Origin of the sequence: Deinococcus roseus, from assembly GCF_014646895.1 — a bacterium.
In the GTDB taxonomy this organism is placed as follows: Bacteria; Deinococcota; Deinococci; order Deinococcales; family Deinococcaceae; genus Deinococcus_C; species Deinococcus_C roseus.
The window spans coordinates 69,184-95,092 of the sequence record NZ_BMOD01000007.1; the positions used below are offsets into that span (position 1 = coordinate 69,184).

Below are 25,909 nucleotides of genomic sequence, written 5' to 3' on the forward strand. Positions count from 1 at the left end.
ATCACCTCGGGGGTCTGTCATGTGAAAAAGAAGGGGAAAGCAGGGGGGGAAGCGTGATGTCGCCGTTCAAATAGGCATTGATGGCCAGACTCCCGGCTCCAGACAGCCACAAATCCTGCTGGGCGGGCTTGAAGACCACCTTGCGTTCAGAGTCCACCAGAGGCAAAGAATGGTAACGCACAGCCTCCAGCAAAGCTGTCTGAAACGTGAGGTCTTCGCTGAGAGGACCAGCGTAAACCAGCACCAGAGGCACATCCAGCGTGTCGATCACGAAGGACAGGGCCAGTCCCACCAGTTGCCCGGCAAAGGTCAAGAGGCGCAGGGCTTCGGGGTCCTGGTTCAGAGCAGCCTGATGAAGGTCCTGCAGGGTTTCCACATCCAGACCCAACTCTCTGGCCTGTTGCAGCAGGGCATCTCTGGAAGCGTAGGCCTGCAAACAGCCTTTCTTGCCACAGATGCAGCTGCGTCCTGAACGCACCACCGTGAAATGCCCAATTTCTCCAGCGGCGTTGTTCTGTCCGGTCAGCAGGCGGTCCTGGTGGTAAAACCCTGCCCCAATGCCTTCCTCGATGAACAGCACAGCAAAATACTGCAGCAAAGCTGCTTCTCCAAAGAGCTTCTGGGCAATGGTGATGGAATTCACGTCGTTTTCAATGACCACCGGGAGGCCCAGCTGTGCTTCCAGCAATTCACCGATGGGAACGTGTTTCCAGCCCAGCAGGAAAGAGTAAACGCAACTGCGTTTTGTCACATCCACAATGCCCGAAAGGGCCAGTCCGACCCCCAGCACCTGATTGCTTTGCAAACCTGCCATGTTCAGCAGGTCTTCAGTGAGGGCCTGCAGTTCCTGCAGCACCTGCGAAACCTCGAAAGAAGGCAAATTGCGGTGCAGGGTGCACAGGCAATTGCCTCGCAAGTCCAGCACACTGCCGGAAAGCTGTTTTGAAATCAGCCGCAACCCCACCACATGCCGGAACGCCGGGTCAATGCTGAGCATCACGCGGGGTCTGCCCAGCCCTTCCTGTTCCCTCCCCTGCTCGATCACCACACCTTCTTCCAGCAGTTCCCGGATGATCTGGGTCACCGAAGCAGAACTGGCCCCGGTGATGCGGGTGAGGTCTGCACGGGCCAGGTTGGGTTGCTGGTAAATTTCTCGGAGCAGTTTGCTGCGCAGCATGGGAGCCTTTCAGGAGGATCAGGAAAATGACTTATCTTGATCAGTAAGATAAGTTTAGCGGGTTCTGGGCTTGCTGGTCAAGATGGCAGAACAAAAGCCAGCTTTTCAGGCCCTTTTCCTGGAATCCGACAGGTTTTCAGTAAAGTAGATCGGCTTTTTATTTCATCAAGTGAGATAAGTCACAGGCTGTGTAGAAGACGGCTTCACAGCCACCGTCTTGCAGGCAAAGCATGCTCAGGCTGTACTGGGCTGCATTGAAGCCGTCAGCGGGACATCACATCCCGCCACGCAGCCAGGGCAAAACCCTGCAAATCGGCTTCCAGGGTCTGGAGTTCCCGGTCAATGGCCGCTGTTTGCTCAGGGGTCAATTGCAAAGCGGATGGTTTGAAGTGGGTGTTCAGGCGCTGGATGCGGTACACCGTGGGCGGGTGGGAATCATCCACCCTAGACCCCTCCAGCAGGCCCGCCCGTTCAATGCGGCGCAATTCCGAGTCTGGGACATGCCGGATGTGCTGCTGAAACGCCCGGTAAAAGTGCATGGTGTTGCTGGAGTCTGCGGCAGCCCTGAGGATGCTGTGAAAGTTGGGCGCGAAATGCAGTTTTTTCAGGGCGCTCACCATGGCTTCCGAACCAGCCACCGCTGCGGCCAGGTCATCTGCCAGGTATTCAGCCCTCTGGGAATCCCGGTGGAAACACAGCAAGATCAGCTGACCGTGCCAGATCAGGGGCTCAATGGGCAGGTTCAGCCTGTACCAGATGATGGTCCATTTCTGCAAGGTGCCCAGGGCCATGCCCACCAGTCCACTACGCAGGGCGTCACCATTGGCACTGTGGGCCACTTCGTGGGCCATCACCGCCACTTTTTCCTCAGGTGTGAGGATGGACATCAGGGGATAACCCAGGGCCACCACAGCTTTACCATGCCAGCCCTCCACCCGCAGAAACGAGGCATTGAAGTTTTCCTGCACCGCCAGGTGGTCAATGCGGGTGTTTTGCAGACGGGCAATCTGGTCCAGAACCCCATAAAGCACAGGGGCCTGTTCACGGGTGACCACCCCATGAGGCCGCTGCAAAATGGGAGATTGCAAGTACCAGCCCAGCGCCAGCAAGCCTGCACAGGCAAAATATGCGGGATCGGAATGAAAATACAGGGCCAGGCCCACCCCCACCAACATGAGCCCATAGGGAGGAAACACCAGCAAGCCTGCCAGAAAAAACCCCAGCATTTTGCTGAATGACCATCCGGGTTTCAGCACCGGTTGTTTGAGGTGTTTTTCAAACAGTTGCTTGCCGGATTTCTTTCCAAGAACGGCATACATTTTTTCAATGGACGTTCTGGGTGAGGTTGGGTGCAAAACCCCGTGGTTGCATTGCTCACACCATCTGGGGTAACCTGCCTCACCAACAAGCAGGTGCTTGCATTGCGGACAAAGGGTTTCATTTTCCATCATTGACCTGATTGTATTGAAGTTCACTGGATTTTAAAACAGGGAACGGTGTTTGCTCAGGATCACTCAACATGACAATTTCTGGCCCACCGTCATGCCCGCCATCCTCTCAATCCGCAGGAGCACCTCTGGATGATCTTCAGGGCAACCATTCGCTGTGGCAGCATTTGGACAGTTCAACCCAGGGCAGCACAAAAATTTGAGTCCCGATGGACACCCATCCGGGAAGCCCATCAGCTCCCTGGGCCACAAACATTTGGTCTGGGAGAACAAAATGATCCCGGTTGAGGATTTGAGGATCAAGGTTCAGGATTTCCTTTTTCAGCACTTTGATTTTTTGATTGGCATCCCAGGTCAGCACCTGAAAGGTGGCATCGGACTTCAACATTTGCAAGGCGGACCCACTTCTGGCGGCCCACAGCACCTGAGGATCAGAGGTGAGGTCCACCACCTGCCGATCGGTGGGACCCGTCTGGCATTGCTTGAGCTGCTTGCAGGCAATGTTGGCCCGCATGGCAGGCGCGAAACCCTCTGCCCACGGTTTGCCACTTCTGGGCTCGATCAGGGCCGTGTCGCAGCTGGTGCCACCTGAGCAATACTGCAGGTAAACCTGTCCAGCGAATTCTGCAACGCTGTGGGCTCCAGCAAAACGGGTGGACCACAAGGGTTTTCCGTTTTTGGGGTTGAGGGCCAGCACCTGACTGAACTCCGGAGAAGCAGGCATTTCCAGGATCAGAACACCCGCCACCAGCTGCAGGGTGCTGGGCTCCTGGTTGAAGGTTTTCTTCCAGAGGGTTTTGCCTGTTTTGAGTTGCAGGGCTTGCAGCCAAATTCCCTGTGGTCCACTGCTGGTCACATCCACCTGATCTGTCCCCACAGCAGTCAGAATCGGGTTTTTCAGGACCTTCTTCCAGAGGATCCGGTCTGGCTGAATTTGCCGGACCACCAGATCCTTTTGCTGGTACACCACCACATTGACTCCCAGAGCAAGCACCCTGGCTGAAGCTGGCAGGACCAGGATGGGTTGCAAGGGTGCCTGGGAAGCTGCCTGTGCAAGGGAAATCAACATCCAGAACCAGCAAAATCCTTTTTTCAGCAGCAAATGATGCATGCCACCCCCAGAACCCCTCCTCAAATGTTAAATGCAGCGGCCCACAAAAGAATCAGGGAAAATCCTGGCCTGCCTTCACAGGGGCGGCAGGAAATTCAGAGGGGGCAAATCTTGCAGGCAATCCTGATTCACTGCGGTGCCAGATTCCAGAAAATCAGACAGGATGTGCACGGTGCACTGCAGTTCCTGGGGGTTGCCATAACTCCCGTGTCCTCCAGCAGGCAGCACCACATGCAGGTGGTTCTTCAGACCTTTTTGCACCTGCTCTGCGAGGGCAGGTGGAGTGATGGGATCCAGTTGACCCGAAAGCAGCAGCACTGGAAGGTCTGTTTGCAACGGAGCATTGTAATCTGCTGGATCTGGAAGGTAAGCGTAATTTGCTTCTTTGCAGGGGGTTTCCTGGGGATCAATGGCGCAATACATGTGCACCCCCATCATCTGGTTCATCGCTGAATTGATGGGACTCTGCGGGGTCAAATACATCCCCTGTTCCTGCACCAGCTTCGAAAAATCACCCAGGGCCAGCTGGTCGATGCTGCGGGGAATTTCCAGCGCCTGGCTGTAACCTTCCATGAACAGCAGGAAGTTCAGGACATGCTGATCGATGGTGAAATCCTGACCCAGGCTGTGAACCACCACAGGCTTGAGGGTCAACTGATCCAGCAAGGCAACGTAATCCGTTTTCAGGGTGGGGTACCATCTGGTGCAGATGGGTGAGGTTTCACACAACTGTATGACCTGTGCAACGTAAGCCCCTTGGTCCAGGTCCCTGAACCGACGGGTGTCCATCACGCCCTGCAAGACCACTTTCTGAATGCCATCGGGATGGTACTTCAGGTGCTTCTGGGCCAGGTAGGTGCCGTAAGAAAGCCCGTACAGATTGATTTTTCCACCCAGGGCAAGTTTGAGGTCTTCGAGGTCTTCTGCACTTTCCACGGTGGTCAGGGTGGTGACATCCACGCCTTTTTCCTGCACGGCTTTGATGCACTCTTCCATGCTGGAGACAGTCTGACAGGACGTTTCTGGCTCGCTTTTGCCTGTTCCACGCTGGTCGTAAAGGATCACATCGCCCTGCTGCAAAAAGGCATTCATCCACTCTGGTTTTGCTGCAGGGTTATAGAGATCAGGGCGCAGCCACATTTGCAAAAATCCATCCAGGGTGCCCCCAGGCCCTCCATTGAGCATGATGGTGGGGGTGCCGGGGGAATGGAAGGGGCTTTTGATGCGCAGGATGTGCAGGGAATAGCTGCCTTTTGCTGGATCCTGATGTCGGGCAGGGACAGACAGCTGGTGACAGTTGAAATCCTGCCCCTCCAGATAAGCGGCACTGAAAGCCAGGTTGCAAGGGACAGGGGTGAGAGAAGAGGCGGCCTGAGCAAGGCCACTGGCTGCAAACAATACAAACAGTGATTTGAGCATGTTCATGATGCCTTTCATTGTGCCTGAAAACGTTTGACCTGAGCAGTTGTTGCCTGCATCAATTCAGCACAGCCTGCAGAGCTGCTTGCAATTCAGAAGCCCCCACAGCCCCCAGTTTGCGGTAAACCACTTTGCCTTCTGCAGAAACCACCAGCGTGACCGGAATCTGGCCGATGCCATAATCGATGGCCACCCTGGATCTGGCATCCAGCACATTGGGGTATTTGAGCTGGTGTTCTTTCAGAAAAGTTTCTGCCTGCTCTGGTTTGTCATTGAAAAAGACCACCCCCAGAAAATCCACCTGACCTGCATGCTGTTCAGAGAGGGCCTTCAAGACAGGCGCTTCCTGACGGCAGGGCAGGCAGTAAGAAGCCCAGAAATTCAGCACCAGGGGTCGTTTGATCTGGCCTGTGAAGTGGTAGGGTTTCTGGTCCAGGGTTTGCAGATCAAATGCCGGAGCAGCCTGACCCAGCAAAGGCTGGTTCTCAGGAGCAGCGGGTTTCAACAGTCCATAACCCAGCACAGCCACCACCAGAGCAATCAAAACAGAGGGAATGTGTTGTCTCATTGAGGTCATTTTAGCGAGATGGGCAGGTCTGAACGTCCCGGAAAGGACATCCCCTCAGGCGCTCTTTCTGGGACCCCTTTGAACGTCACCTTCCCCACCCTTGCTGCGCTGCAGATGTGTTCTGATGTGGGCTGACAGGAGGTTTATGACCCTTCCCCTTTCCATTCTGGATCTGGCACCCGTGGTGTCTGGATCTTCCGGGGTGCAGGCCCTGCAGAACTCGCTCGAACTGGCCCGTCTGGCCGATCATCTCGGGTACCACCGCCACTGGGTGGCCGAGCACCACAACATGGCCGGGGTGGCCAGTTCTTCCCCTGAAATCCTGATTGCAGCCCTGGCCAGAGAAACCCGCAGAATCCGGGTGGGCTCCGGGGGCATCATGTTGCCCAACCACAGTCCCCTCAAGGTGGCCGAGCAATTCAAAACCCTGGAAGCGTTGTTTCCAGGGCGCATCGACCTGGGGCTGGGACGGGCACCCGGCACCGACCAGCGCACCGCTCTGGCTTTGCGGCGCATTCCAGAACGGCTGGGAGCAGACGATTTCCCGGAGCAGATTGAAGAACTGCTGGCCTTTGCCGGAGAAGGTCCTTTCCCTTCAGACCGGCCTTTTCAGGGCATCCAGGCTTACCCGGCAGATGTGCCGCTTCCCCCCATTTACCTGCTGGGATCCAGCACTTACGGGGCGAGGCTGGCTGCTGAACTGGGAAGGCCATACGCTTTTGCTTACCATTTCAGCCCGCAGGCCCTGGTTCCGGCAATGCAAACTTACCACCAGCATTTTCAGCCTTCCAGACACCTGCAGGAGCCTTATGGCATCCTGACCGTGGCGGTGATCTGTGCCGATTCCCGCGAAGAGGCAGAAGAACTGGCCCTGCCTCTGGATTTGCTGCGTGTGCGCCTCAGCCAGGGGATCAGCAAGCCCTTTCCCACTGTGGAAGAAGCCCGTGCTTACCCTTACACCGAGCGGGACCGGCAACTGATTCAGATGTACCGCCATTCGCTGGTGCTCGGGAGCCCCCAGGAAGTCAAAGCAGAGCTTCTGCAGCTTGCCGAACAGGTGAAAGCACGGGAACTGATCCTGTCCACCACGGTCCCAGGACAAAAAGAACGCCTGAGGAGTTACCAGCTGATTGCTGAGGCTTTTGGGCTGCAGGGTGCAAAAATGGCCCCGGAGGGCCAGCTTCACAGTCCCAGGTAAGCCCTCTTCACTTCCGGGTTTTCCATCAGGAGGCTGCTCTGGCCTTCCACCACCAGACGCCCATGTTCCAGCACGTAAGAACGGTCTGTGACTTTTAAAACCTGCCGCACGTTCTGCTCGACCAGCAGCACGGTCAGTTGCAGTTCGCGCAGGGAATCAATCACCCGCATCACCTCCTGCACCACCAGAGGGGCGAGTCCCAGGGAGGGCTCGTCCATCAGGAGCAAGGTGGGTTCGCTCATCAGGGCGCGGCCAATGGCAATCATCTGCTGCTCTCCTCCTGAGAGCGAACCTGCCATGAATTTGCGTTTTTCCAGCAGCCTGGGAAAAAATTCATAGACTTTTTCAAGGGAGGCCTTGCGTCTGGGTTTGACCCGTGGCAAATAAGCTCCCATTTCCAGGTTTTCTTCCACGGTCATGTTGCCAAACAGCTGCCGTCCCATTGGAACGTGGGCGATGCCCAGGTCGGTGAGCTGGTGGGGTTTCATGCCGCCAATTTCCTGGTTCTGAAAGAGGATTTCTCCTGAGCGGGGTTTCAGCATGCCAGAAATGGCGCGCAAAATGGTGGATTTACCAGAGCCGTTGCCACCCACCAGACCCACCAGTTCCTGCGGGTAAATGTGCATGTCCATCCCGAACACCACCTGCACATCTCCATAGGCGATGTCAAGGTTTTTGACCTGCAGCATTGGAGATTTGAGGTCAGTCATCGTCTCCTCCCAGGTAGGCTGCGATCACTTCGGGGTTGCTGGCGACCTGCTGGGGGGTGCCCTCTGCCAGCTTTTTCCCAAAGGCGAGGCAGATCACATGGTTGGAGAGGCCCATGATCACCTTCATGATGTGTTCCACCATCACGATGCCCATGCCTTCCTGGGCCAGTCCCCGGATGATCCCGATCATCTCGGCCTGTGCGGGGGGGTTGAGGCCAGCGATCACCTCGTCCAGAAAGAGCACTTTCGGTTCCAGTGCGAGGGCTTTTGCGACTTCCAGCCTGCGCCTGCGGGCGAGGTTCAGTTCGCTGCATTTCTGGTCTGCACGGTCCAGCAAACCCACCCGTTGCAGGGTGTTCTGTGCATGGCTGCGGGCATCTCTGGTTGCAGGATGTTTCAGGAAACTGGAGATGGTGACGTTTTCCAGCACCGTCATGTCCTCAAAAGGGCGTTCCACCTGAAAAGTGCGGGCGATGCCCAGTCTGGGGAGGTCGTAAGCAGGTGTGCGGGAGATGTCCTTGCCCTGAAACATCACGGTTCCCGTTTTCTTCACAAAGCCGGTCAGGGCGTTGAAGAAGGTGGTCTTCCCTGCTCCGTTGGGTCCAATCAGGCCAATGATCTCACCGGGCCGCAGGGTCAGATCCACCTGGGACACCGCCAGGTTGTTCCCGAAGGTCACACTGATGTTGCGGGCCTGCAAGATGGGGGCCAGACTGCTGAAATCCGTCATGGGGGAAGGCTGGGTCTGCATGTCAGTGTCCTCCTTTCTCCAGGGGGTGGTTTTTGCGGTACCACCCGTTCTCCAGGGCTCCCATGATGCCTTTGGGCAAAAACAAAATCACCAGCACAATCAGCACGCCGTAGACCAGAAGGTTCGCTTCCTGCAATTGTGCCCGGAAAATCTCGCTGGGCACGCCAAGCAGGAAAGCCCCCACCAGACCGCCGTACAGGGTTCCGCGTCCACCGATGATGCACAGCAGCGCAATCTGGATGGAAAAAGCCACCAGCATCAGGTTGTCAGGCTCCAGGGCCTGCAGGTACAGGGCGTAAATGGCCCCTCCGAGGGCAGTGAACATGGCAGACCAGATGAAAGCGGTGCTCTTGGCTTTTGCAGGGTTGACCCCCAGGGCCATCGCTCCGTCCTCATCTTCCCGGACTGCACGGAAGTAAAAACCCATCCGGGAGGTTTTCAGCCAGTGCAGGAAAAGCAAAACCAGGGTCACGAAAGAGAGGGCCACGTAAAACTCCACCTTGCGGTCAAACAGGTCAAAGGTGCCAAAGAGCTTCGGCAAATCGGCCATGAATTTGCCTTCTGCCCCTCCGGTCAGCCAGCTTTCATTGAGGGCAAACAGGCGCAGGATTTCAGCAACCGCAATGCTGGACAGCGTAAAGTAACTTCCCCGAAGTCTGAAGGTCATGCTGCCCCAGCCCCAGGCCAGCAGACCTGCAATGCCCATCCCGATCAGGGTGCCGTACCAGGGGGCCACACCATGCTCTGCAAGCAGGGTGACGCTGTAAGCTCCCACCGCCACCAGAGCAGCGTGTCCCAGGCTGTTCTGTCCGGTCCAGCCTCCCAGGATGTCCCAGGAGAGGGCCAGTCCAGCCAGAATCAGGGTGGTGATGCCAAAATTCAGGTTCACCCCTTGCAGAAAAGACACCTGCGTGATCACCGGAACCATGAAGGGATAACAGGCCAGCAGGGCCACCACCAGAAAGAGGGTCAGGAACGGGTGCCATTTTGAACTTTTGCGGCCTGCACTTTGCGCCACAGGAGATCCAGAGCTCATACGCGCTTGACCGTCCTTCCGTACAGGCCTTCAGGTTTGAACAGCAGCACCAGCAGGAAGATGATCAGGCCGTAAGCATCCCGGTAATTGCTGCCAAAATGGTTGTTCAGGAAGGGAATCAAGGGGAACAGGCTGGACCCCAGAGACTCCACCACCCCCAGAATCAGACCGCCGATGATCGCTCCAGGAAGGCTGCCCAGACCGCCCAGAATGGTGATCACAAAAGCCTTGTTGGTGAAGATGGTGCCCATGGTCGGGGTGGCAGACAGCAGGGGCAACAAAAGCACCCCGGCAGTGGCGGCCAGCACCGTTCCAATCCCGAAAATCACTGCGTAAATTTTGCGGGTGTCCACGCCCTGCAATTCTGCCCCCAGACGGTTTTGCCCGGTGGCCCGGATGGCACGCCCAACTTCGCTGGTGAAGAGCATGCGGTTGAGGCCAAAAATCAGGGCCGCAGTGATCAGCATGGACACCACCCGGATCACACTGAAACGCATTTCCAGCGTTCCCACATGCAGCACCCACACCGAGGTGGAGTAACTGGTGTCCACGGTCTGCGGCTGCGTGCCAAACTGCAGCAGCAGCACATTGCTGACCACCAGACCCAGGCCCAGCGTGGCCAGTTTGGTGCTCTGGTCGCTGGCCCCGAGCAGCCTGGACAGCACCAGACGGTGCAGCGCATACCCGAACAGGTAAGCCAGGGGGGCAATCAGGAAGATGCTGAGGTACGGGTCCATGTGCAGCACACTGGCCGCAAAAAACGCCGAGTACATCCCCAGCACCACAAAATCCCCGTGACCAAAATTGATCACCCGCATCACCCCGAAAATCAGGGACAGGCCCGCCCCGATCATGGCGTACACCCCGCCGGTCAAAAGACCGTCAATCAGGGCCTGCAAACCCTGCGTCAGAACATCCATGCTTTACTTCGCTTCCTGCACTCTGGCTTTGGAGATGCGTTCGGGGTACACCGTAACAGATTTGCCGTTCTGCACCTGGGTGATCAGGATCACCACCGGGTTCTGGTTGGTGAAACCGTCGTAATCGCGGAACTTCACCGGGCCATAAGAGGTGACCAGCAGGGTTTTCCTGAGGGCCTGCTGCACTTTCTCGCGGTCCAGACCCCCCGCCCGTTTGATGGCATCTGCTGCAGCCAGCATGGCCGCATAAGACTGGGCAGCATGCTGTGAGGGTTCTTCTTTCAGTTCGGTTTTGAGGGTGCGGTACAGCCTGAGCGCCCCGGCGTACCGCACGTCATCGTTCCAGGTGACACTGACCAGCGTGCCTTCTGCAGCGTCTCCGGCAGCTTTTGCAAAACTGGGCAGGGCAAACCCGGTGGCTGCTCCTGCAAAGAAACGGGGCTTCAGACCCACCTCTTTGCTCTGGCGCATGATGGTCACCGAGTCAGCTTCGTAGCTCGCCAGATACACCACATCCGGGTCCAGGGCTTTAAAACGGTTGAGAATCGGGCGGAAATCGGTGAGGCCCTGGTCGTAACTGTCCTGCGAGACAATCTGAAACCCACCTGCTGGTCCCAGCGTGGTGATGTCTTTCAGGACCGACTTGCCAAAAGCATCGTTGGAGGTCAGCACCGCAATTTTCTTGACCTTCAGTTTGTTAAACAGCTCCAGAAAACTCTGGGTGTAGGCCTTGGAAGGGTTGTTCACCCGAAACACGTAAGGCGATCCGGGGTTGGTGATGGTGTCATCCACGGCGGTGGCGACCAGCAGCGGCACTTTTTCACGGGTCAGGTACTGGGAGAGGGGCTTGGTGATGCTGGAGGCATACGCCCCGATGATCAGGGGCACCCCCTGGTTGACCAGTTTCTCTGCTGCAGACAGGGATTTGTTGGTGTCTGAAGCGTCATCTTCCAGCAGCAGTTCCAGTTTCTTGCCCAGCACCCCGCCCCGGTGGTTGATCTCGTCGATGGCGACCTGAAATCCGGCTTTCTGCATCTTGCCAAAGGTGGCAAAACGCCCGGTCAGGGAGGTGATGGCCCCCACTTTGATGGTGTCACTGGACTGCGCGAGGGCCACAGACAGGCCCAGAGCGATCAAAAGCATTGCTGTTTTTGCGGTTGTTTTCATGGGTCCTCCAAAGGGAACAGGCCAGGGGACATCCCCTGACCTGCTGTTCTGATTCAGTTGCGTTTGTCCCAGGCAGGGGTGGGGAACAGCACCCGGTTCTTGATGAAGAGTTTTCTGGGGTACACCGACACGAAGATGAGTTCTCCGTTCACCTTTTGCACCTGCTCTGCCACCATGCTGATGCGGTTCTGGTTCTTGTAGCCATCGTAATTCTGGAATTTGATGGGGGCGTAGGCGGTCTGCAGGTTGGTGCTGTCCAGTGCCTTGCGGATGGCTTCACGGTCGGTGCTGGACTTGGCCCGCTTGATGGCATCTGCAGCAACCAGCACGGCAGCGTAGGCCTGCGCGGCATGGTAGGTGGGCGCAACCCCCAGTTTTTTGGCCAGTTTGTCATACAGGGCTTTTTGCTTGCTGCCCATCTCTGGAACCCAGGCGGTTGCGGTCACCAGGTACTCAGAAGCAGAACCGGCCCCTTTGATGAAGTCTGGCAGGGCAAATCCTGCGGCTCCACCAGCAAAGACTTTGGGATTGAGGCCCACCTCTTTGGCCTGACGCATCACGGCAACAGAATCTTCCTGATAGCCCACCAGCATCACCGCGTCCGGGGTTTTGGCTTTGAAGCCGTTTAATATCGGACGGAAATCGGTGAGGCCCTTGTCGTAGGTCTGAGAAGCCACCACCGGAATGCCCGTGGTTTTGGAAAGCTCCATTGCAGAATTCAGCACGCTTTTCTCGAAGGCCCCACTGCCTGCCAGAATGGCCACGCTCTTGATTTTCTTGTCCTTGAAGACTTCAAAGAGGATCTTGGCGTACTCATCGGTGGGCGGGTTGATGCGGTACACATAATCAAAACCGGGCTTGGTGATGCTCTCGTCCGAACTGGACACCACAATGTTGGGCACCTTCTGGCGGGACAGGAACTGGGCCACAGGTTTCACGATGCTGGAACTGTACTCGTTGAGGATGATGCCAACCCCGCTGTTGGCGAGTTTTTCTGCGGCAGCCAGGGCCTTGTTGACATCACTGGCAGCGTCTTCGAGCACCAGTTCAATCTTCTTGCCCCCGATGCCCCCTTTGGCGTTCAGTTCATCCACAGCCAGCTCAAACCCGGCTTTCTGCTGGGCTCCAAATTCGGCCAGCCTTCCGGTCAGGGTGGTGATGGCCCCAATTTTGACGGCTTCCTGCGCACCGGCCACAGAAAACACGCTGGACACCAAAAGAGAACCAAAAAGAGCACGCAGCATCACACTGGACTTCTTCATATCCACTCCTCCTTGCAGGACCTTTTCTGGACAGAACGGTCCTGTGTCACCCTGCATCCAGGGTGATCCCAACTTGTCAGACAACTGATAAGATGATCATAGGATGACAGCACGGCCCCGTCAAGCTATCATCAGAAGAAGCGGTCAGGTTTCAGCGGTCAGCAGTCAGCAAAAGCCCGTCGTGCTCCTCGTCTGGGCCAGCAAAGTTTGAAGCCCCTACAGTCCACCAGACCATTTCTGCCTTTGGGCGAGGCGTGCCTCGCCCCTACAGTCCCAGAACATTTAGCCCCCTCCCTCCTCCCCCAAAAAAGAAGCTGACCATGCCTTTTGATCCCCCCTTTGAACCCCTCGCAAGACAGCATCTGGGAGAGTCCGTTGCCCAGAGAATGGCCGACTGGATTCAGCAGAAACGCCTGCTGCCCGGAGACCGGCTTCCCAGTGAAAACGAACTGATCGAACGCTTCGGGGTGGCCCGGACGGTGGTGCGTGAAGCGCTGGCCAAACTGCGGGCCCTGGGCATCGTGGAGGTGTACCAGGGCAAAGGGGCTTTTGTTGCAGAACTGCCCATTGAACTTCTGCTGTCCAGGATCAGAAGGCTGCAACCGAGTCGGGATGGAGGGCAACACCTCTGGGAGGTGCGGGAAATGCTGGAATTGCAGGTGGTGGCCCTTGCTGCAGAACGCTGCTCCATGCCAGACATTGCCCTGCTGGAAAAAGCACTGGAGCAGGAGAAACAGGCGCTGGAACAGGGATCAAATGGTGCAGATGAGGATGCCCATTTTCATTTGCTGCTGGCCAAAGCCACCCACAACCCGGTTCTGGAGGACATCGTTTCAGAAATTCTGGGCTGGATTGCACCCATGAGGAAGCAATTCCGGGACAAGCACCCGGAACGCCGCCTGAAAGCCCACGCAGAACTGCGGGAGGTGCTGGATGGCATCAAAGAGGGCAACGCTGCAAAGGCCCAGCAGGCCATGAAGCGGCATCTGGACAATGGGTTTGAAATGCTGGAGTGAACAAATCACTCCAGCATTTCTGTCCTGTAATGCTTTTCATTTTTTGCGTTCAATGGTCAGGTCGTAATATGCCCCATTCAGCAGCAAGCCCAGATCATACGAGGGCTTTAAAGCATCCGAACCTTCCAGCAGAAGGCGTGCTCCCATGAGGCCCACCCACTCCTGGTCCTGACCCAGCAGGTCTGCCTGGATGACCATTTCATGTGGACGGCTCTGTTTGAATTCCACCATGCTGCCTGTGACCAACCCATTGCGCACCAGAAGGTCCTGACCACCAAGTTGCAGGGTGCCTTCAAATCGGTAGTGGTTCTGGTCCTGGTAGGTGGCTTTCAGTTGCAGGTTGATTGTCTGGTCTGGAACCGTCCAGTGCTCCGGGTCGTTTTCCTGCCATTTCAGATTTGTTGCTGCATTGGCTTCCAGGTGTCCTGGACTTCCACTCCACCAGATGCCGTTGTGGAAGAGGACATGGATGGGATAACCCTCTTGCAAAGACCTCTGGGTGCTGGCATTTGTTTTGATGTTGATGCTTCCAAAGGTTGTCCCTGTCAGGTAATGCAAGTCATCTTCTTCCAGCTGCACAACCGTTCCAAAGCTGTCACACCCCAGAACCTGCGCAGCATACACTCTGGTCCAGGTCTCGGTGTTCCACACCTGGACCTCTTTGTGCTGGAACGCCACCAACATCACATGTTGTGCAGCATTTACACTGGTGAAGACGGGGAAATTGTGGGTGTCACCGCAGGTCTGAGCAGCTTCAGGACTGGCTTTGATCTCCTGAATGGGCTGCCCAGTCTGGAAATTGATGAGGGTGTGGTCTTTGAAGGCATACCGGCCGTCTTCGGAAAAAGCATAAGGGTAGCCCTCCAGACTTTCTCCGGCCACCTGTCCGGTGCTGGTGCTGATCCTTTGCAAACCAGTTTCTTTCCAGACCAGCACATGTGAGCCATCCCGAGTCAGCATTCCGGTCACACCCAGGGTTTTTTCAACCTGCAGGGTTTCAGGCGAGAGGATGCTGGTGTTTCTGCTGTTGGCCACCACCAGACGGTCATCTCCCCGGTAAGCCACATCTCCCAGCCAGGGGGTCCCTTTGACCTGCTGCAGCACCTTTCCGGTCTGGGCATCCCGGACGTACAGCCCGGTGCCAGAAGACTCGATCAGGTGGTCCCGTTTTGAATCCAGGGTGAGGCTGCGAAGCATGGGGTTCAGTCTGGCTTTTCCTGCCCAGGCATCCCGCAAGATCAGTTCACTGCTGCGAAATGGAATTTCAATGGTCTGGGTGCAACCGCTCAAAAAAACCAAAAGACATAACATTCCAGTTGTTTTGTTCATTTTCATGAATGGATGATAGCAAACAGAAACGCTCTGGTGGGACTCAGAATTCAGGGGGCAGGAATTCAATCACCCATTCAGACACACTTTTGCTGCCCGAATCAAAATTCACCCCAGAAAGCCAGAGCTTCTTTCCTGCAAATTTCTCTGCATAACCTGCAGTTTTGATCTGGTCCAGGGCTTCCTGAGCCGTACTGTCCAGTTTGAATTCAAAAATGAACACCTGATCGGGCAGTTCAAGCACGGTGTCCATGCGTCCTTTGCTGGTCTGCACCTGACTCTGGGTGGGCAGGCCTGTGGAAACCAGCATCAGGTGCACCAGGGAATTGAAGTAGGCTTCTCTTCTGGGAAAAATCTCGTAAGGCACACCTGCCAGTGTGGTGTTGATCTGGGCAAAAAATGCTTCCCAGTCTTGCTCCAGCAAAGCGTCCCTCAGCACCACACCTTGCAGCACACCCTGGTTGTGCTGATGCTGGGTGTATTCCTGCAGGAGGTTCTGGGCAAACGCCACCCTCACCTCTTCATTGGGGAACCCCAGGGTGTAAGTTGTTCCATAAAGGGAAGGGTGGACTTCTTTGAGGGTCAGATACCCCGTCTGAAACATCATGGAGACAGAATCCAGATGCTCTACACTGGCTGTGTTGATCACACCATCTCCTGCCCGCAGGTGTTCCAGCTGGAAGGGTGTGTATCCTTGCTGCCGGACCAACTTCGTCAGGAAGGTTGGGGTTCCGGTTTCGTACCAGTAGGCTTTCAGAGTGGGATTCTGCAGGAAAAGCAGCATGCTGAACGGGCAATACACCCTGTGCACGCCATCCCAGGAATAGCCGTTGTACCAGCGCTTTAAGGTCTCCCAGTAAGCTTCAGACGACACCTGCAAACGCTTTTGTGCTGCCTGATGATGTGCTGCAAAATCTGTCTGGAGTTCTTCTCTGGTGTATCCACAAAGTTCAGCAAATCTGGGGTCCAGGGTGGCGTCATAAAGGTTGTTCAGGTCGCTGAACAGGCTCAGTTTGCCAAACCTGGAAACGCCCGTCAGGAGCACCAGATGCAGGTGTTCATCCAGACCTTTGATGGTCCCATACACTCTTCTCAGAACCTCCTGATTTGTGTTTCTCAGGGCATCATCATGGATAAAATCCACCAGGGGCTTGTCGTATTCATCGATCAGGAGCACCACAGGCTGTTTTTGACCCAGTTGCTCCACCAGTTTTCGAAAGGCTTCTGCAGGCCTGCTGGCTTGCAGCTCCAGACCTTGCTTCTGGGCTTCTTCCAGAAAGTACTCCATCATGGAAGTTTCCAGTTGTTTGCCATCCAGAAAGTTGAAGTTGATGTGAATCACAGGTTTTTCTTCAAAATCATGTTGATCCTGAATCCACAAACCTTCAAACAGGTGTTTCTTGCCTTCAAACAGGGCTTTGAGGGTGGTTAAGGTCAGCGACTTTCCAAAACGTCTGGGACGGGAGAAGAAATAATATCCCCCCTGCACGAAAGGCATCATGTGCATGGTTTTGTCCACATACACATAACCCCCTTCCCGGAGTTTCTGAAAGTCCTGAATGCCAATCGGAAGCCGCATGGCGTCAGTTTACCATCTGGGAATCTGGCTTCATCTGGTCCCATCGGCCATAAAAAGCCCCTGGTAAAGCTGACGGGTTTCCAGGCTGGGTTCCAGACCCACCTCCTGCTGGAGGGCCTGTTTGAACTGCTGGTAGAACCGTCCTGCACGGTCCCGGTCTTCTCGGTGTCTGGCCAGCCTCAGGTAGCCCTGCAAAGCGTGTTCTGCCAGAGGGTCTTTGTGCAGAACGTGTTCAAGAACTTGCAGGGCGGCTTCGGGCTGGTTTTGCTGGGTGAGCCGTTGGGCCTGCGCTTTGCACACCTGCATCCACTGGGTGTGCAGTTGCCTGCGTTCCAGTTCCAGCCATGCACAGAATTCTTCCAGTTCAGCGGGATAAAAACCCTGCAGGAGTTCCCCCTGGTGGTGGTGCAAAGCTTCTGCCCACAATCCAGAGGCTGCGCACCTGCGAAATTCATGCAGGTCGCTGCCTTCCCACCAGCGCAAACAGGTGGGTTCGGTTTCCAGGGTGTGGGTCCAGCGCAGGGAACGCAAACGTTGCAGGAGTTGCCTGAGGCTGTGCCTCGCTGCAGAGGAGTCGGAATCGGGCCACAGCAGGGCTGCCATTTCTTCCCGGCTGACCCAGCGGTTCTGGCAGGCCAGGTAAGTGAGCAGCCACAGGGCTTTTTCGGGCATGAGCAGGCGGGTGTGTCTGGTTTTTTTCAGAGCGGGGGTGCCCAGCAAATGCACCTGCGCGGCACGGAGAATGGAGGGATTTCTGGGACGGGCCATGTTCTTCCTTCCTGGGATGCACCCTGGGTTTTGATGAATGGGTTTTGTCGGTTATCACAGCAGTTTAGCGCTACAATTTTTTAAGAATTGTGCTTTTATCACCTTCCATACAGCCCCTTTTCTTTGACACCCGTTTGACGCCCCCCTCCTATACTTCTGGAAAACCAACCCAACCTGTTTCAGGAGGCCGCTGCATCACATCGGTCCTGCCTGCAGCCTGCAAGGAGGTCCCTTCTTCCCCATTGCTGCCAGACCCACCGGGAAAACACCCCGGTTCGGGCTCCCATGCCAGATCCACCCTTCACACACCCGAGGTGAACCCTGATGAAACTGAAACTTCTGACCCCCATTGCCCTTGCCCTGCTGCTGGGAAGTTGCAGCCACAGCAGCTTTCCTGCCCAGACTGCCCAGGTGCAGAAACAGGCCGTCAATCTGGCCCTCAACAAAACCGCCAGTGCCAGTTCTTTTGAAAATCCCAACGTCTTCAAAGCTTCCAGTGCAGTAGATGGTGTGCTGGACAGCCGCTGGGCCAGTGCCTTCGGACAGGACAACCAGTGGCTTTCTGTGGATCTGGGCAGCGTGCAGGACCTGGGAGAAGTGCAGGTGTTCTGGGAGGCCGCCTATGCCACCAGTTACCGCATTGATGTCTCGGATGATGGGACCACCTGGAGAAATGGCATCAAGACCGTGACCAAAACCAGCAACACCGATGGGGTGGCAGACAAAATCAGCCTCCCCGCCGGAACCCGTGCCCGGTTTGTGCGGGTGTGGGGCCTGACCCGTGCACTTGCCGCTTACGGGTACTCCATCCGGGAGGTGCAGGTGTACGCACCTGCCAACACTGGTCTTCCCACCGGACCCACCGTGCTGGTTTCTGACAATCAGAAACTCTACGCCTCCACCACCCAGGACCGGGGCGTGGACACGGCCTTCGCAGGAGACGGCAACCTCTCAACCCGCTGGGCCAGTGGCATCGCCCAGAAAGCCTGGCTGATGATGGACCTGGGAGCTGCCACCCGCATTGACCGCGTGGAACTGAACTGGGAAACCGCCTGGTCCAGCCAGTACCAGCTTGAGGTCTCCAATGACCGCGTCAACTGGACCCCTGTTGGAGGGGTGCAGACCAACCCTCAGGTCATTGATGGCCAGACCCCAAAACCCGCCGCTGCCGAGTACACCGATGTGATCACCCTGAACTTGCAGCAACCCTACCGCTACATCCGCATGAATTCCAGCAAACGCGGCTGGTCTGCTGGAGACGGCAGCCAGTGGGGCATTTCGCTGTACGAATTTAAAGTGTACGGGGCGGGGGGCGCAGACAATCCTGCAGTCATCCCAGAACCCACCCCCACCGGAAGCACCTGGACCCAGGTCTGGTCCGATGAATTCGACAGCACCGCCACCCCGGTCAAGGTCAACACCGCCAACTGGAACTACGAAATCGGGGATGGTTGCGCCCAGGGCATCTGCGGCTGGGGCAACGGAGAGCGGGAATACTACACCGACAGCCTGTCCAATGTTTTCCTGCAAAACGGCTTACTGAACATCGTGCTGCGCAAGAACGACCAGGGCCGCGCCTACACCTCCGGGCGCATCACCACTGCAGGCAAAAAAGAATTCCTGTATGGCCGCATCCAGGCCCGACTGAAAATGAACATGCCCACCACCGCCAACGGAGCCAAAGACGGCGCGGTGGGCGTGTGGGGAGCCTTCTGGATGCTGGGCTTCGATGTGAATGACCCTTACCAGGGCTGGCCCAACGCCGGGGAAATCGACATCATGGAGAACATCGGGTACTCCTGGTGGCACAGTTCCTCCCTGCACGGTCCTGGTTATTACGGCGGAGGCAGCATCGGGGAGTCCTACAACAAGGTGGACACCGCAAACGGCATTGCTGCAGGCAACTTCCCCACCTTCAAAGCCACCGACTGGCACACCTACGAGGTCGAGTGGGACAACACAAAAGTGCTGTTCAAACTGGACAGCCAGGTGTACCGCACCATCCTCAGAAGCGAGGTGGAAGCCAGAGGCTACTGGGTCTTCAACCGCCCGAACTTCATCCTGCTGAACGTGGCTTATGACGGGGCTTACCCCTCTGCCTACCGCAACAACGCCCAGAATTTCACAGGCGCAAAGACCCCCGAAGGTCTGGCTGTGCTGGCCGAGAACAACATGCCCCACAGCATGCAGGTGGATTTTGTCAGGGTGTTCCAGAAGAAGTGATTTCAGCAGCCACCTCCCACTGCCTCAAAAGAGTGCAGGGGGAGGTGGCCTGAAAACCGAAGACAGAATTTTGTGCATTTCTTGCCCAATTTTCTCAGGGGGTGAACAGAAAAGGCAGCGGGGCTGGAAGTGCTGGGGTGGTTGATGAACCCATCACACGGGTGTTGCAGCAAACCCATCCCGCTTCTCATGACAGTTCTGATCCAGCTGGAGCCGTAGACTCATCCCATGAACCTCAAGCAATGGTTGGGACTTTGAAGTTGTTAGGATTTTGTTGACGCCCAGTTGATCCCGCAGAATGGGAGAAGACATATGCGCAAAACGCCCACCAAATACACCGCAGAATTTAAGCTTCATGCCGTTCAGCTGGCCACCCAGCCGGGCATGACCCAGACCAAGGTTGCAGAGGACCTGGGCATCTCGAACCAAATTCTGGGCCGCTGGATTAAAAAGCACAAGGAAGCCCAGGAGCAGGGTCGTCCAGTCTTTACTGGAAGAGGCGTGCCAGCTTTGACTGAGCAGGAAAAGCGCATCCGGGAGCTGGAAAAGGAGAATGAGATCCTGAGAATCGAGCGTGAAATCCTAAAGCGGGCGGCGAAATTCTTCGCGAACGAAATGAAGTGAAATACCGCTTCATGGAAGACAACCGCAAGGATTTCGCCTTAAAACACATGGCCCGCATGCTGGGGGTAGAGGTGGCAGCATACCTGGCCTGGAGAAGACGGGGGAAATCAGACCGTAAAACCAAAGACCAGCGGCTCAAAGAGGAGATTCAAAAAATCCACCAGAACAGCAAAAACACCTACGGAGCGCCGAGGATCAAACGGGAGTTAGAGAAGGCAGGCCAGCGGGTGAGCTGTCAACGGATCACCCGGTTGATGAAAGAAGGTGGACTGAAAACCCGCTGCAAGCGGAAATTCCGGGTGACCACCCGCAGCAAAGCCGGAGATCTGGTGGCGGAGAATGTGCTGGACAGACAATTCTTAGCTTCGACCAAAGACCAGAAGTGGATCACCGACTTGACCTTCTTACCCACCCAGGAGGGCTGGCTCTATCTGAGTGTCATCCTGGACGTGTTTTCCAGAAAGGTGGTGGGGTGGGCCTTTGGGAACACCTTGGAGACCAAACTCGCGTTGTCGGCCCTGCAGATGGCACAAACCACTCGGAGACCTGCTCCGGGCTTACTGCACCACAGTGATCGGGGGTGCCAATACACTTCTCAGGAATACCAACAGGCCCTACGAGACATGAAAGCCACGTGCAGCATGAGTCGGAAGGGAAATTGCTGTCTTGGGCAGAACGGCACCCAGAATGGGGCCTGCCCGCTGGGACGATGCAGCGATGGAAAGCTTCTTCGCCACCCTGAAGCTGCAACTGGGCCTGGACAAAGCCATTGGAGATCGAGAAGAGACGTGCAGGATTGTTTTCTCCTGGATGATGGGCTGGTACAACTTGCGTCGAACACACTCAGCCCTGGGGTATCTGTCCCCAGCCGATTTTGAAGCACGACATTGTGGATGAACTGCAGGTTAACAAAACCCTTGTAATTTCACTGGCTGCCCACGAAAGCAAAACCCACCCCGAGTTCTAGCATGAAGTCCTTGAGGCGTTCAATCAGACCCCGTTCCAGTTCCCGTTCAGAGGCCTGTTCGGAGAGGGCCAGAAATTCCAAATTCATGGGGTGCTTAAACACCTGCTGGGCCAATTCCGACTGTGGTGCAGGCAAGGTCTGCTGAAAATTTCTGAGCGCCTTTCCTTGCCGTTCAAACAATCCACTGTCGATCTGGTGGTCCAGCACTGCCCTCGACCAGCCGTTCTCAAGGGCAGCCTGGGCATACCACTCCTGCTGACTGGCATCTTTCACGCGGTCCAGCAGGGTGCAGGTGTGAAACCACGGCAATTGTGCAGCAACCTGCTGCACAAATTCTTCACTGGCCGCCTCAGCAAAAGACCGCATGTAAAGCAAATGCCTGCGGCTGAACCCCTTCATCTCCGGAAAGGCCATTTTCAGATATCCACCACCTTGCTGCCCCACCCCTGATCGTTTTGGCGGGAGAGGATTTCCCGGCCAAGTTGCCAGTACAGCAGGATCAATTCCCGATTCACGCTGAGCATCGCGCGGGTGCGGGCCTGTTGCACCCTGCCCTTCACGTCGTTCAGGAAAGCCTGGTAGGCGGCATCATCGGGTGAAAGAGACAACTCTGGCATCGGTCCTCAGCATGCCAGAAAACACACAGACCTTCCAGTGCCATCAGGGTCTCAGGAAGTTGGCTCCATTCGCAAACAGCGCTGAATGCATGAGCCGGATGAAGCGAAATACAAAAGACCCTCCTGCACTTCTCCATGCACACTGCAAATTCAGTGGATCAAACAAGACTTGCAGCATCACGGTCTGACTGTCATTCAGACCGGTTGATTAAACAAAAGGTCACTGGAATGGCCGGGTTTTCCCTATTGCTCCACCAAAAGAAAACATTTTTGTTGCTTCTGTTAAAAATCACTGCTTCACTGGAGGAATGCAACTGCCCCGTTTGATCAATCGACCCGGAAACCTCAGGGAAATGGGCTCTGCAGGTGGGCCATTTTGAATCACGTCCAGCACAATCTGTGCCGCTGCAGCGCCCATCTCGGTGGTGGGTTGCTCGATCACGTCAATGCCCGGGGTCACCAGGGTGGTCCATGAGTAATTGTCAAACCCAAGCAGGGAAATCTCACTCCCCACCTTCAGGCCCAGTTCCTGCAAGGCACGGTACGCCCCTGCCGTCTGGGTTCCGGTCAAGGCAAAAAGGGCGGTGGGGGGAACGTCCAGACGCATGAGTTCATGGGTCAGGTGGTAGGCCGCTTCTTCGCTCAAGGCCGCCATGCGCTGGTATTCGTCTGGAAGGGGCAGGGTTCTTTCTTCCATTACTTTGGGGAAGTAAAAAGAACGGGTTTCCGGGTGCCGTGAACTGTCGTATTTGCTGAGGGCCGCAATGCGGGTGTGTCCCAGGTCCGCAAGGTAATTGACCCCCATGCGCACACAACCTTCGTTGTCCAGCATCACGGAATCATAAGGGGAATTCACCCCCCGGTAGTCGATTTCCAGGATGTACACGCCCCGGTCCTGCAGGCGTTGCAGGTATTCGGCGCTGGCCTCTCCGTACCCCCGGCGGACAATCAATGCACCGATGCGCTGGCTGTACAGTTGCTTCAGTTCTTCGAGTTCTATGGTGCTGTCGTATTCGTTTTCGGTGACGATCAAATTCAATTTGCTGTTTCGCAAGTTGCGGGCAATGCTGCGGGCCAGTTCTCCAAAGAACGGCTCCACGAACGATCCCAGCACCAGTCCAACGTTGGGACTGATGGCGTCTTTGAGGCTTTTGGCCCGGGCGTCCGGTTCGTACTGCAGGGCTTCCACCGCCTGCTGGACTTTTTTGAGGGTGTTGGGATGCAGGGCCTCTGGACTGCGAAGTGCACGTTTGGCGGTGGTGGGGGACACCCCTGCGAGTTTTGCAACGTCATAAATGCTGGCCACGAAACCATTATATCCGCTGGCATTTTTGTGTGAAGTGGGTCGGGTCCAGGGTGACTGCACCGGGTGTATTTTTGCCTGGATTTGGATGTGGCAGAGGGCTTTCGGTCTTGATGTTTTGTAAGCCAATGGACCATCTTGTGAAAAATGCGTGTTGACCTGCGAATTTTTTTGTGGCTATAATATGGCCTCGGGGCCAAATTTCAATCAAGTGAAGTTGACAGCAATCAAGCTGGTTGACAGAAGTTCATTTTGACTGAAAACAAAAGACCCCGATAAGGAGCACCCATGAAAAAACACCAGCTTTCACTGCTTGTGCTGACCGCAGCCCTTGGGACTGCACATGCCGCCACCACCATCACCATCGCCACCGTGAACAACCCGGACATGGTGACCATGCAAAAACTCACCCCCGAATTCAACAAGCTCTACCCCGACATCACCGTCAAATGGGTCACCCTACCCGAAAACGAGCTGCGCCAGAAAATCACCCTCGATGTGGCCAGTGGTGCAGGCAGCTTCGACATCGCCACGGTGGGTGCTTACGAAGTGCCGATCTGGTCGAAAAACGGCTGGCTGGAAGACCTCAGTGCGCTCTTCAGTAAAAACCCTGATATCGCCAAAGACTACGACCTGAATGACGTGCTGCCGGGCATCCGCGGAGCCCTCACCGTGGGTGGAAAACTCTACGCCGTGCCCTTCTATGCCGAGTCTTCCATGACCTTTTACAACAAGGACCTGTTCAAAAAAGCTGGACTGACCATGCCCAGAAACCCCACCTGGAGCCAGATTCAAAACTTCGCCGCCAAAATCCACAACCCACAAGGCGGCATTTACGGGATCTGTCTGCGCGGCCTCCCCGGCTGGGGTGAAAACATGGGTCCCTTCACCACCATGGTCAACACCTTCGGTGGACGCTGGTTTGATCTGAACTGGAACGCCCAGGTCAACAGTGCAGCCTGGAAAAACACCCTGGAATTCTACGTGAACCTCCAGCGCAAATACGGCGCACCCGGAGCAACCGGCAACGGTTTCACCGAAAACCTCACCCTGATGAGCCAGGGCAAATGCGGGATGTGGGTGGACGCCACCGTCGCCGCAGGTTTCCTCAGCGACCCCGGAAGCAGCAAAATCACCAAGAGCGTGGGCTTCGCCAACGCCCCCACCGGTCCCGGAACCAAACGCGGCAGCAGCTGGCTGTGGAGCTGGAACCTGGCCATCCCCAAATCCACCACCCACGAAAACGAAGCTTTCAAATTCATCACCTGGGCCACCAGCAAGGACTACATCGCACTGGTCGCCAGAGAAAAAGGCACCTGGGCTGCCGTGCCTCCAGGAACCCGCACCAGCACCTACCAGAACCCCAACTACAAGAAAGCCGCCGGGGCCTTCAGCAACCTGGTGCTGGCCAGCATCAACCGCTCAGACGTCAACAATGCCACCAAAGACCCCGTACCTTACACCGGCATCCAGTACATCGCCATCCCCGAGTTCCAGGCGCTGGGCACCCTGGTCGGCCAGTACGTCGCAGGTGCCCTCGCAGGCAACCTCACCATCGACCAGGCCCTCAAACAGGCCCAGGACGCCGCCAACAAGGTGGCCAAAGAAGGCGGCTACCAGAAGTAACCTCCCACCTGCACCACCGTTCCTCTGACATTTTCCATTCCTCACAAGCATGCCTCTTCTCACGTCAACCCTGCATGTCCTGAACCCCAAACACCCGGGCACAAACAGCACCCCCTTTTGGAATGCGCAACAGCCTCAGAACCTGGGTTCCCTTTCCACCCCAGTCCAAATCCACTCCTGCACTCTTCCTGCTGCACTCCATCTGGAACGCTGAATGTGACTTCTATCCTCCATCCGCCCACCGGGTGCACCTCCAGGGAGTGTCCGCGCACTCCCTGGATTTCTTCACACGCAACCACAGGAGCAAACCCATGACCGTACTCGACCTCTTCCGCCTTGAAAACCGAATCGCTGTGGTCACCGGAGGTGCCCAGGGCATCGGCTTCGAAATCGTCCGTGCCTTGCAAGAAGCCGGAGCACAGGTGATCATCGCTGACCGCAACTGTGACATCGGACAGGCCGCCGCCGAAACACTCGGGGTGGCTTTCGAAAAGCTGGATGTCACCCACCCTGGCAGCGTGGCCGACCTCGCCCGCCGCATCCACACCCAGCACGGCCGGGTTGATGTGCTGGTCAACAACGCTGGCATTGTTTACAATCTCCCTGCTGAGGAAACCCCCGATGAGGACTGGATCCGGGTGCAAGAAGTGAATGTGAACGGGGTATTCTGGTGCTGCCGCGAATTCGGCAAAATCATGCTGGCCGCCCGGAAAGGCAGCATTGTCAACACCGCCAGCATGAGTGGCCTGATTTCCAACCACCCCCAGCCCCAGGCCGGATACAACGCCAGCAAAGCCGCCGTGATCAACCTCACCCGTTCCCTGGCTGGAGAATGGGCCTCCAGAGGGGTGCGGGTCAATGCTGTCGCCCCCGGTTACACCGCCACATCCCTCACCAAAAAAGCCGTGGACATCCCCGAATGGTACGACGTGTGGCTGAAAGAAACCCCCATGGGACGCATGGCCGAACCCCAGGAGATTGCCCCTGCCGTGCTGTACCTGGCCAGTGACGCCTCCAGTTTCGTGACCGGTCACGCCCTGGTGGTGGACGGTGGCTACACCGCCTGGTGATGCCATGGTGAAGAACCTGA

Annotated in this window: 23 protein-coding genes and 2 pseudogenes; 8 read left to right on the forward strand and 17 right to left on the reverse strand. The window is 56.3% G+C overall.

Annotation, left to right across the window (positions count from 1 at the left end; translation table 11 throughout):
- Nucleotide 1: 1 nt before the first annotated feature.
- From IEY52_RS11245 to IEY52_RS11265, 5 genes are all read right to left on the reverse strand, one after another.
- Entirely contained in the window at nt 2-1,177 is a 1,176-nt protein-coding gene (locus IEY52_RS11245) for an ROK family transcriptional regulator (protein ID WP_189002787.1), read from the reverse strand.
- Nucleotides 1,178-1,440: 263 nt separating this feature from the next.
- Nucleotides 1,441-2,496 (reverse strand): M48 family metallopeptidase, encoded by a 1,056-nt coding sequence (locus IEY52_RS11250; RefSeq protein ID WP_189002788.1) that lies wholly within the window; start codon nt 2,494-2,496, stop codon nt 1,441-1,443.
- A 268-nt stretch (nt 2,497-2,764) separates the two neighbouring features.
- Nucleotides 2,765-3,736, reverse strand: coding sequence for an outer membrane protein assembly factor BamB family protein (locus IEY52_RS11255; RefSeq protein ID WP_189002789.1), 972 nt, complete (start codon nt 3,734-3,736; stop codon nt 2,765-2,767).
- Nucleotides 3,737-3,811: 75 nt separating this feature from the next.
- Nucleotides 3,812-5,161 carry an alpha/beta fold hydrolase gene (locus IEY52_RS11260; protein ID WP_189002790.1) on the reverse strand — a complete coding sequence of 450 codons (1,350 nt, stop codon included), beginning with the start codon at nt 5,159-5,161 and terminating at the stop codon, nt 3,812-3,814.
- Nucleotides 5,162-5,213: 52 nt separating this feature from the next.
- Complete coding sequence (locus IEY52_RS11265; protein WP_189002791.1) at nt 5,214-5,723, reverse strand: TlpA family protein disulfide reductase; 510 nt, start codon at nt 5,721-5,723, stop codon at nt 5,214-5,216.
- A 145-nt stretch (nt 5,724-5,868) separates the two neighbouring features.
- Between IEY52_RS11265 and IEY52_RS11270 the strand changes: the two genes are divergently transcribed.
- On the forward strand, nt 5,869-6,921 hold the full coding sequence (locus IEY52_RS11270; RefSeq protein ID WP_189002792.1) for an LLM class flavin-dependent oxidoreductase: 1,053 nt from the start codon (nt 5,869-5,871) through the stop codon (nt 6,919-6,921).
- Here the strand turns inward: IEY52_RS11270 and IEY52_RS11275 are convergent.
- The 6 genes from IEY52_RS11275 to IEY52_RS11300 are packed head-to-tail and all read right to left on the reverse strand — an operon-like array spanning nt 6,906 to nt 12,767.
- Nucleotides 6,906-7,631 (reverse strand): ABC transporter ATP-binding protein, encoded by a 726-nt coding sequence (locus IEY52_RS11275; protein ID WP_229684741.1) that lies wholly within the window; start codon nt 7,629-7,631, stop codon nt 6,906-6,908. The genes IEY52_RS11270 and IEY52_RS11275 overlap by 16 nt on opposite strands.
- The gene (locus IEY52_RS11280; RefSeq protein WP_189002793.1) at nt 7,624-8,382 is read right to left on the reverse strand and encodes an ABC transporter ATP-binding protein; all 759 of its coding nucleotides are present in this window, start codon (nt 8,380-8,382) and stop codon (nt 7,624-7,626) included. The genes IEY52_RS11275 and IEY52_RS11280 overlap by 8 nt, the downstream gene beginning before the upstream one ends.
- A 1-nt stretch (nt 8,383) precedes the next feature.
- Nucleotides 8,384-9,418, reverse strand: a complete 1,035-nt coding sequence (locus tag IEY52_RS11285; RefSeq protein ID WP_189002794.1) for a branched-chain amino acid ABC transporter permease — start codon at nt 9,416-9,418, stop codon at nt 8,384-8,386.
- Entirely contained in the window at nt 9,415-10,338 is a 924-nt protein-coding gene (locus IEY52_RS11290; RefSeq protein WP_189002795.1) for a branched-chain amino acid ABC transporter permease, read from the reverse strand. Before IEY52_RS11290 ends, IEY52_RS11285 begins: the two co-directional genes overlap by 4 nt.
- Before the next feature lie 3 nt (nt 10,339-10,341).
- Nucleotides 10,342-11,505 (reverse strand): ABC transporter substrate-binding protein, encoded by a 1,164-nt coding sequence (locus IEY52_RS11295; RefSeq protein WP_229684742.1) that lies wholly within the window; start codon nt 11,503-11,505, stop codon nt 10,342-10,344.
- Nucleotides 11,506-11,558: 53 nt separating this feature from the next.
- Nucleotides 11,559-12,767, reverse strand: coding sequence for an ABC transporter substrate-binding protein (locus IEY52_RS11300; protein ID WP_229684743.1), 1,209 nt, complete (start codon nt 12,765-12,767; stop codon nt 11,559-11,561).
- Nucleotides 12,768-13,087: 320 nt separating this feature from the next.
- Here IEY52_RS11300 and IEY52_RS11305 point away from each other — a divergent pair, with 320 nt between their 5' ends.
- Entirely contained in the window at nt 13,088-13,783 is a 696-nt protein-coding gene (locus IEY52_RS11305; RefSeq protein WP_189002796.1) for a FadR/GntR family transcriptional regulator, read from the forward strand.
- A gap of 36 nt (nt 13,784-13,819) precedes the next feature.
- Here IEY52_RS11305 and IEY52_RS11310 read toward each other — a convergent pair whose 3' ends face one another.
- The 3 genes from IEY52_RS11310 to IEY52_RS11320 form a co-directional block, all read right to left on the reverse strand.
- Nucleotides 13,820-14,980 carry a YncE family protein gene (locus IEY52_RS11310; RefSeq protein ID WP_189002797.1) on the reverse strand — a complete coding sequence of 387 codons (1,161 nt, stop codon included), beginning with the start codon at nt 14,978-14,980 and terminating at the stop codon, nt 13,820-13,822.
- Nucleotides 14,981-15,155: 175 nt separating this feature from the next.
- A complete protein-coding gene (locus IEY52_RS11315) occupies nt 15,156-16,691 on the reverse strand; it encodes a PD-(D/E)XK nuclease domain-containing ATP-binding protein (RefSeq protein WP_189002798.1) in 1,536 nt (511 codons plus the stop codon).
- Nucleotides 16,692-16,721: 30 nt separating this feature from the next.
- Nucleotides 16,722-17,459: an AfsR/SARP family transcriptional regulator gene (locus IEY52_RS11320; RefSeq protein ID WP_189002799.1), complete on the reverse strand. Its 738-nt coding sequence runs from the start codon at nt 17,457-17,459 to the stop codon at nt 16,722-16,724.
- 324 nt (nt 17,460-17,783) lie between these two features.
- On the opposite strand from IEY52_RS11320, the gene IEY52_RS11325 reads away from it, so the two are divergent.
- From IEY52_RS11325 to IEY52_RS27085, 4 genes and pseudogenes are all read left to right on the forward strand, one after another.
- A complete protein-coding gene (locus IEY52_RS11325; RefSeq protein WP_189002800.1) occupies nt 17,784-19,682 on the forward strand; it encodes a discoidin domain-containing protein in 1,899 nt (632 codons plus the stop codon).
- 312 nt (nt 19,683-19,994) lie between these two features.
- A complete protein-coding gene (locus IEY52_RS11330) occupies nt 19,995-20,306 on the forward strand; it encodes a transposase (RefSeq protein ID WP_189002801.1) in 312 nt (103 codons plus the stop codon).
- 11 nt (nt 20,307-20,317) lie between these two features.
- Nucleotides 20,318-20,956, forward strand: a pseudogene (locus IEY52_RS11335) (IS3 family transposase); the annotation flags it as partial.
- Nucleotides 20,957-21,023: 67 nt separating this feature from the next.
- Nucleotides 21,024-21,203 carry an integrase core domain-containing protein gene (locus IEY52_RS27085; protein WP_373289856.1) on the forward strand — a complete coding sequence of 60 codons (180 nt, stop codon included), beginning with the start codon at nt 21,024-21,026 and terminating at the stop codon, nt 21,201-21,203.
- A 28-nt stretch (nt 21,204-21,231) separates the two neighbouring features.
- Here the strand turns inward: IEY52_RS27085 and IEY52_RS27205 are convergent, their stop codons facing one another.
- From IEY52_RS27205 to IEY52_RS11345, 3 genes and pseudogenes are all read right to left on the reverse strand, one after another.
- Nucleotides 21,232-21,360, reverse strand: a complete 129-nt coding sequence (locus IEY52_RS27205; RefSeq protein WP_229684753.1) for a PDDEXK nuclease domain-containing protein — start codon at nt 21,358-21,360, stop codon at nt 21,232-21,234.
- A gap of 141 nt (nt 21,361-21,501) precedes the next feature.
- Nucleotides 21,502-21,890: pseudogene (locus IEY52_RS27210) on the reverse strand (DUF1016 N-terminal domain-containing protein); the annotation flags it as partial.
- 289 nt (nt 21,891-22,179) lie between these two features.
- Nucleotides 22,180-23,196: a LacI family DNA-binding transcriptional regulator gene (locus IEY52_RS11345; protein ID WP_189002803.1), complete on the reverse strand. Its 1,017-nt coding sequence runs from the start codon at nt 23,194-23,196 to the stop codon at nt 22,180-22,182.
- Between the two features lie 285 nt (nt 23,197-23,481).
- Here IEY52_RS11345 and IEY52_RS11350 point away from each other — a divergent pair, with 285 nt between their 5' ends.
- Both IEY52_RS11350 and IEY52_RS11355 read left to right on the forward strand, forming a co-directional pair.
- Nucleotides 23,482-24,819, forward strand: a complete 1,338-nt coding sequence (locus IEY52_RS11350; protein WP_189002804.1) for an ABC transporter substrate-binding protein — start codon at nt 23,482-23,484, stop codon at nt 24,817-24,819.
- A gap of 311 nt (nt 24,820-25,130) precedes the next feature.
- Nucleotides 25,131-25,889 carry an SDR family NAD(P)-dependent oxidoreductase gene (locus tag IEY52_RS11355; RefSeq protein ID WP_189002805.1) on the forward strand — a complete coding sequence of 253 codons (759 nt, stop codon included), beginning with the start codon at nt 25,131-25,133 and terminating at the stop codon, nt 25,887-25,889.
- Nucleotides 25,890-25,909 lie beyond the last annotated feature (20 nt).